Annotated in this window: 7 protein-coding genes; 1 reads left to right on the top strand and 6 read right to left on the bottom strand. The window is 66.2% G+C overall.

The genetic code is table 11. The features are described 5' to 3' along the window. Positions 1-5: 5 nt before the first annotated feature. The 4 genes from A5663_RS20905 to A5663_RS20890 form a co-directional block, all read right to left on the bottom strand. The gene (locus A5663_RS20905) at positions 6-2,012 is read right to left on the bottom strand and encodes a YhgE/Pip domain-containing protein (RefSeq protein ID WP_068153640.1); all 2,007 of its coding nucleotides are present in this window, start codon (positions 2,010-2,012) and stop codon (positions 6-8) included. A gap of 2 nt (positions 2,013-2,014) precedes the next feature. Continuing rightward, the gene (locus A5663_RS20900; RefSeq protein WP_231976859.1) at positions 2,015-2,755 is read right to left on the bottom strand and encodes an ATP-binding cassette domain-containing protein; all 741 of its coding nucleotides are present in this window, start codon (positions 2,753-2,755) and stop codon (positions 2,015-2,017) included. A 78-nt stretch (positions 2,756-2,833) separates the two neighbouring features. Beyond that, positions 2,834-3,310, bottom strand: a complete 477-nt coding sequence (locus A5663_RS20895; RefSeq protein WP_068153639.1) for a hypothetical protein — start codon at positions 3,308-3,310, stop codon at positions 2,834-2,836. 55 nt (positions 3,311-3,365) lie between these two features. After that, positions 3,366-3,752, bottom strand: a complete 387-nt coding sequence (locus A5663_RS20890; RefSeq protein ID WP_068153638.1) for a DUF2237 family protein — start codon at positions 3,750-3,752, stop codon at positions 3,366-3,368. A gap of 88 nt (positions 3,753-3,840) precedes the next feature. Between A5663_RS20890 and A5663_RS20885 the strand changes: the two genes are divergently transcribed. Further along, a complete protein-coding gene (locus tag A5663_RS20885) occupies positions 3,841-5,091 on the top strand; it encodes a KasA/KasB family beta-ketoacyl-ACP synthase (RefSeq protein ID WP_068153637.1) in 1,251 nt (416 codons plus the stop codon). Here the strand turns inward: A5663_RS20885 and A5663_RS20880 are convergent. Beyond that, positions 5,088-5,966, bottom strand: coding sequence for a cyclopropane mycolic acid synthase family methyltransferase (locus tag A5663_RS20880; protein WP_068153636.1), 879 nt, complete (start codon positions 5,964-5,966; stop codon positions 5,088-5,090). The genes A5663_RS20885 and A5663_RS20880 overlap by 4 nt on opposite strands. Positions 5,967-6,048: 82 nt before the next feature. Further along, complete coding sequence (locus A5663_RS20875; protein WP_068153635.1) at positions 6,049-6,993, bottom strand: cyclopropane mycolic acid synthase family methyltransferase; 945 nt, start codon at positions 6,991-6,993, stop codon at positions 6,049-6,051. Positions 6,994-7,096 lie beyond the last annotated feature (103 nt).

Below are 7,096 nucleotides of genomic sequence, written 5' to 3'. Positions count from 1 at the left end.
CAGACTCACACCTCCACCGGGGGATGCAGCCGCTCGACGGTGTACTGGCGGTTTCGCCGCGCCGCCCACGCGGTGGCGGCCAGTGACGCCAGCAGGATTCCGCTCAAAACGGCGATCGCCAACCACAAGCGGTGATCGACGCCGCCGACCGTCAGCTGCCGTAAACCGTTGACGGCGTAGGTCATCGGGTCGAACGGGTGAATGATCTGGAACGGTCGGGCAGTGGTCTCCACCGGGTAGATACCACCGGCCGAGACCAGTTGGAGCATCAGCAGCGCCAGCGTGATCACCCGGCCGATCGCCACGCCGAACACCGCGTTGAGCGCCTGGATCAACGCGAGGAACGTCGCCGCGATCAACCCGAGGAAGCCGATCGTCGCGATCGGGTACTTCGGCTGCAAGCCCACCCCGAAGTGCACCACCGTGTACATCACCAACACCTGGCACAACGCCAGCAGCACCGCCGGCCAGTAGGACACCAGCACCACCCGCAGCGCGTTGAGACCGTGCACGACCGGTCGAGCCTGCAACGGGGTCAACAACATCCAGACGATCAGCGCGCCGATGAACAACGCCAACGGCAAGAAGAACGGCGCGAAGCCGGTCCCGAAAGTGACCGCGCGGTTGTCGGTCCGCTCGTCGAGCGCGATCGGCGTGGACAGATTCGTGGCGACCTTCAAGCGCTGCTGCGGGCTCCACGACGGAACCTGGTCGGCGCCCTGCTGGAGCTTGCTCGCCAACAGCGCTGCGCCGTCGTGTAACTGGTCGACGCCCGATGCCAGTTGACCGGCTCCGTCGGCCAGTCGCTCACCGCCGTCGGTCAGCTGCACCAACCCTGAACTCAACTGGTGTGCGCCGTCGTCGAGAGCGGTGACGCCGTCACGCAGCCTCACCAGATCAGTCTTGAGCCCGCCGTCGAAGACCTTGGTGAGCACGGTGCGCAGGTGGCTGTTCGGATCGGCAAGGTCGTTCTCCAACCGAGCGGCCCCGTCGCGCAGCCGGGTCAACCCCTCGTCGGTGGCCGGGTCGATTCCGTTGGCGGCCAGCGTCGTACGGACCCGGGCCAGAGCTTCGCCGAGATGCTGGACGGCCGGGTCGGGGTTCGCCCCCAACCCGGCGACCACCTGGTCGATGACTCCCGCTGCGCGTGCGTAGTCGACGTTGAGTGCAGCGATGCGGTCGGTGAGCGAGCGCGCCGAGGCACTCAGGTGACTTGCGGCCTCACCGACGACCTGCGGGTCGACCTTCAGGTCGCCGACCATGTCGAGCGTCGTCAGCAGCGGGTCGGTGGTCGCGGTGACCGCCGAGGACAGTTCATTCGTGCCTGCGGCGAGCTTCGCCGCGCCGGCGCGAGCCACACCGAGGTTGTCGGCCAGCAGCCGTGACCCCGAGGCGAGCTGGTGAGCGCCGTCGTCGGCAGTGCCCAGTCCGGCTGCCAGTTGGCCGGCCCCGTCGGCGGCCTGGTGCAAACCCTTCCCCGCGTCGGTCACCATCGTCAGCACGGTGTTCACCGTCTGCGCGCCGACTCGGGCGTTGACTTCGTTGATCACCTCGCGGGCAGCGTTCTGGCCGATGATCGAGCCGAGATAGTTGTTCGCGTCGTTGAAGGTGAACCGGATCTGTGCCTTGTGCGGGCTGTCCGAGCCCGACGACGCGATCGCGGCGCTGAAGTCCTGCGGCACCGTGATCGTGAAGTAGTAGCGGCCGTCGGCCAGACCGTCGGCGGCCTGCTCGGCCGAGACCTCGGCCAGGTCCAGTTGGCCGGAGTCCGACAGCCCGCGGGCCACCTCGTCGCCGGCCCGCAACTGTGTGCCATGCACCATCGCGCCGCGGTCGACGTTGACCAAGGCGACCGGCACCTTGTCCACCTCCCCGAAGGGATTCCAGAACGCCCACAGGTACATCGCGCCGTACAGCAGCGGCAGCACGACGATCGTCACCAAGGCGATGCGCGGCATCGCCCCGCGGGAGTACCGCTTGATGTCGGTGCCCAGCGAGAGACCGGCCAGCATGGTCAACGGCCACCTTTCTGCTCTTCGGCGACGGGTTCTGCCACCGCGACGGTGTCGACCACCAGTTGGGCGCGCACGCCCGAGTCGGCGGGGACACCGTTGACCGATGCGGTGACGACGGTCTGGTCTCGGCCCAGTGCGACCAGTCGGTCCAGTAGCAGGGCGCGATGCCGGTCGCTGGTGACGCGGTCCAGGTCGGCGACCACCAGCAGCGGCGGGCGTTCGGCGTTGGCCAGTGCGATGCGCAGCAGCCGGCGGTCGAGTTCGGACAGTTCCTCGACATAGTCATCGAGCGTCGGCAGTGCCAGCGGCCCGAAGACCGGTGCGCACACCCGGGCCAGTTCGGCGTTACGGGCACGCGGCACCCGCCGGTACCACGGTGAGTTCCATCGCAGATGTTCGGTCACCACGTCGGCGACGGTCACGGACTCGGCGACCTCGTCGAGTTCATCGATTCCGGAAAGCGCTGCGACACCGAAGATTTCGCGGGCGTTGCGGCGACCGAACACTGTCAGCGAGCCGGTTCGCGTCTTCATCCGCCCGGCCAGTGTCATCAGCAGCGCGGTGCGCCCCGAGCCGCGCGGGCACACCATGACGGTCACACCGCTTGCGGCGATGTCGAAGTCGAGAGGGCCGTATACGGGGCCCCACGGTCCTCGCTGGGAGATGCCGCGCGCGACGACGGCCAGTTCGTCGCGCGGCTCCTGCGGCTCGGACTCGGAGTCGGACTCGGACTCGGACACTGACACCCGGTACCTCCGATCAAGCGGTGAGGTCAGGTCTCAATTCATACAAGACGGGTCCGAGCCGCGCCGGACGGGTCAGCGCAACCGGATCGCGGCGAGTTTCTCACGCGCCGCCGCCTCGCGGAAGTCCTCGACAGGCGGAACCCGTTGTTCGCGAAACTTCAGGCCCATGATCGTCTGCGCACGCCGGGGGCCGTAGGACTGCGCGAGCCGGTGCGCCAGATCGCCCACCACCGCCGGATCGGTGATGAGTTCTCCGCGCATCGTGCGAGTCTTCCCGCCGTGCACCACCTCCGCGTCGGCGCCGTCGCGGAAGTTGTTCTTCCATCCCGCGTTGGCGAGCGCGTAGAGCCCGTCGTCGATGTGATGCGCGCTCACGGGAATCGAGAACTGGCGCCCCGTTTTTCGACCCCTGAAGTTCAGCACCATGAACCGATTGCCCAAGGGGCCGGCCAGCGGAGTGCGCAACAGGAACCGCAGCGTCGTGTTGACCGCACGCATCACCGCGTCGGGCGGGTGTCCGGTGGTGACCGTGGGTGTGTGATCTGTCATGGCGACACGGTATGGCCGAATCAGCCGATCGGCGACCGGAATGCACCAAAGGCCGCTACAGCGATCCGAGGTCGTCGGGCACGTCGACCGCATACTCGCGCAACGCGTCCAGCGAGATCACTTCGAGCGTGCGCTGGTGCGTCGACGCCAGCACCACCGGCGCGGCGAAGCCGTCCTGATGAGCCTTCAGCCAGTTCACCGCGGTGACGCACCAGCGGTCACCCGGTTGCAGGCCGGGGAAGCGGTACTCCGGGCGCGGGGTGCACAGGTCGTTGCCGATCGAACGTTGATGCCGCAGGAATTCCGCTGTCACAACGGCACAGATGGTGTGGCTGCCGAGATCCTCGGGTCCGGTCGAGCAACAGCCGTCGCGGTAGAAACCGGTGATCGGGTCGGAGCCGCACGGCTCGAGCGGCTCGCCGAGCACATTGAGTTCAGGCACAGGTCGTCCATCGTCCGTGAGGGTTCTAAGGTGTTCAGGGATACCAACATATTCAGCTGGCGAGTGGACGGAACAAGGAGTACCGGGCATGGCCGCGCTGAGGACTGGCGACGCATTCCCAGATGTCGTGGTGACCGCGTTCGTGTCGAGCACCTCACTTTCGACGGACGCCGAGCAGACCTGGCAGTTACTGCAGCAGGGCCGAAGCGGCATCCGGCCCCTCGACAAGTGGTTCGTCCGCGAGCTCGATTCGCCGGTACGTATCGGGGGCGCGATCCTGGAGGATTTCGACGAGCAACTCAGCCGCGTCGAGCGCCGCCGGACGTCGTACATGCAGAAGATGTCCACCATCCTGAGCCGCCGCCTCTGGGAAGCGGCTGGCACACCCGAGATCGATACCCGCCGGCTGGCGGTGTCGGTCGGGCTGGCGCTGGGCAGTACCGAGGAGATCCCCCTTCAGCACGACCTCTGGCGCAAGAAGGGGCTGCGCGCCGTTTCGCCGCTGGCCGTCCAGATGTACATGCCGAACGGACCGGCGGCTGCGGTCGGATTGGACCGACAGGCCAAGGCCGGGATCTTCTCACCGGTGATGGCCGACGCATCGGGCGCCGCGGCCATCGCGCAGGCATGGCAGCACGTCGTTCTCGGTGAGGCCGACGCGGTGATCTGCGGAGGGGTGGAGACGCAGATCGAGGCGGTGCCGGTCGCGGCGTTCAGCCTGCAGGCACTGTTGTCGACCAACAACGACGACCCCGCCGGCGCCTGTCGCCCGTTCGACAAGGACCGCGACGGGATGGTGTTCGGCGAGGGCGGCGCGCTGATGCTCGTCGAGACCGAGCAGCACGCCCTGGCGCGAGGCGCCGAACCGCTGGCCCGGCTGCTGGGTGCGGCCGTCACCTCCGACGGATATGACGTCGTGCGAACCGATCCCGACGGGATCCGCGCCGGTGACGCCGTGGCGCGCGCCATCGAGTTGGCCGGCCTGGCGCCCACCGACATCGGCCACATCAACGCCCATGCCACCGGGACCGTGGACGGCGACCTCGCCGAAGCGTGCGCAATCCGCCGAGCGCTCGGCGGGCACAACCCGGCCGTGTTTGCGCCGAAGGCCGCCCTGGGGCATTCCCTGGGCTCGGCCGGGGCGGTCGAAGCCGTCTTGACGGTGCAGGCCCTGCGTGACGGTGTCGTCCCGCCCACGCTCAATCTCGAAGACCTCGACCCCGGGGTCGACCTCGACGTCGTCACCGGAAGCCCCCGGCGCGGCGATTACCGCTACGCGGTGAGCAACTCGTTCGGCCTCGGCGGCAACAACGTCGCGCTCGTTTTCGGTGCGTACTAGTTCTTGGTCAGCGTGAACTGTCCGACGTAGCTGACGTTGCGCTGGAAGAAGTCCGAACAGCCGATCAGGTACTTCATGTAGCGGTCATACACCTCTTCGGAGGTCGCCGCGATCGCCTGCTCCTTGGCGGCCTCCAGGGCGGTGGCCCAGGTGTCGAGCGTGCGCACGTAATGCGGGGTCATCGTCTCCAGGTCGGCGATGGTGAAACCCGCGTTGCCGGCGTACTCGACGACGTCCTCGTCGCACGGCACCGCACCGCCGGGGAAGATCTCCTTGGCGATGAACCGCATGAACTTGAGGTCGGTCATCGTGATCGGGATGCCCAACTCCGGCCAGCGCTTGAGCGGATGGCCCATGATCGTCTGCAACACCATCCGGCCGTCGTCGGGCATGACCCGGTAGCACGTGTCGAAGAACGCCTTGTACTTCGACTTGGGCCACGCCTCGAACGCCTCGATCGACACGATGCGGTCGACGGGTTCGTCGAACTCCTCCCAGCCTCTCAGCAGGACCCGCCGGGAGCGGTCCGTGTCGATGCCGTCGAGGATCTGCTGACCGAGCGCGCACTGATTGCGGCTCAGCGTCAGGCCCACGACGTTGACGTCGTAGGTCTCGACCGCCCGCTTCATCATCGAACCCCAGCCGCAGCCCACGTCGAGCAGCGTCATCCCGGGCCGCAGATCGAGCTTGCCGAGGGCGAGGTCGATCTTGGCCAGCTGCGCCTCCTCGAGCGTCATGTCGTCGCGCTCGTAGAACGCGCAGCTGTACGTGCGCGTCGGGTCCTGGAAGAGGCCGAAGAACTCGTTGGAGATGTCGTAGTGCGCCTGAACGTCTTCGTAGGCAACCTTCATCGTCGTCCCCGACCTTTCCGACATCTGATTGGCCTCCTTAGCGGGTGTTACTCACCCGCGTCCCGACGTAACGACCAACTTATATATCGCACTTTTCGTAATCAGGCTAAGCGGGCGCCTTTTCGCACGTGAACTGCGCGACATCGGTGTAGCCCTGCCGGAAAAGATCAGCGCAGCCGGTCAGGTATTTGCGGAAGCGCTCGTAAATCTGTTCCGACGTGATCGCGATCGCCTCGTCCTTCTTCGCCTCGAGGTTGGCTGCCCAGGTATCGAGCGTCTTGACGTAGTGCGGCTGCAGGTGCTGTTCGCGGGTGACGGTGTAGCCGGCCTTGTTTGCGTGCTCCCGCACCATCGACGCCAGCGGCAAACGCCCACCGGGGTAGATCTCGTCCATGATGAACTTGATGAAGCGCACCCGCGACATGGTCAGCGGCAGGCCCTTGGCCTTGATCTCCTCGTCCTCGGGAATGATGATCGTGTGTAGCATCATCACGCCGTCGTCGGGCAGCCAGCTGAACGTCTTCTTGAAGTAGTCGTCGTACTTGTTGAAGCCGAAGTGCTCGAACGCGCCGATCGACACGATCCGGTCGACCCGGCCCTCGAACTCCTCCCACGGCTGCAGCCTGACTTCCATCTTCCGGTCGCTCTTGAGGCGGGGGAACTGGTTGTCCTCGATGTGCTGCTTCTGGTTCTCCGACAGCGTCAGGCCGATGACGTTGACGTCGTACTTCTCCACTGCACGCGCGATGGTCGAACCCCAGCCGCAGCCGATGTCCAGCAGCGTCATTCCGGGCTGCAGGCCCAGCTTGCTCAGCGACAGGTCGACCTTGGCCCGCTGCGCCTGCTCGAGCGTGAAATCGTCGCGCTCGAAGTAGGCGCAGCTGTAGGTCTGGGTCGGGTCCTGCCACAGCTTGAAGAAGTCGTTGGAGATGTCGTAATGGAACTGGACTTCGTCCTTGTCCGAGCCGCGGGTCTCCGAGGCGGATTTGGACAGCCACTTCGACTGCGCCTGCGGTGCCGAGCTCTGCTGTGCTTCTGTCGTTTCTGTCACGGTTCGCCCTTAGTACATATCGGGGTCGTTATTCGGATATCGCGCAGGTTCTTCGACACGATGTGACGACATTACCTCCCGCCGTCGGCCTATCGGCATCAGT

It is taken from the genome of Mycobacterium sp. E740 (assembly GCF_001672895.1).
GTDB lineage: Bacteria > Actinomycetota > Actinomycetes > Mycobacteriales > Mycobacteriaceae > Mycobacterium.
The sequence above is the reverse complement of the archived record's forward strand: the minus strand, read 5'-3'. Positions and strand labels throughout refer to the sequence as shown.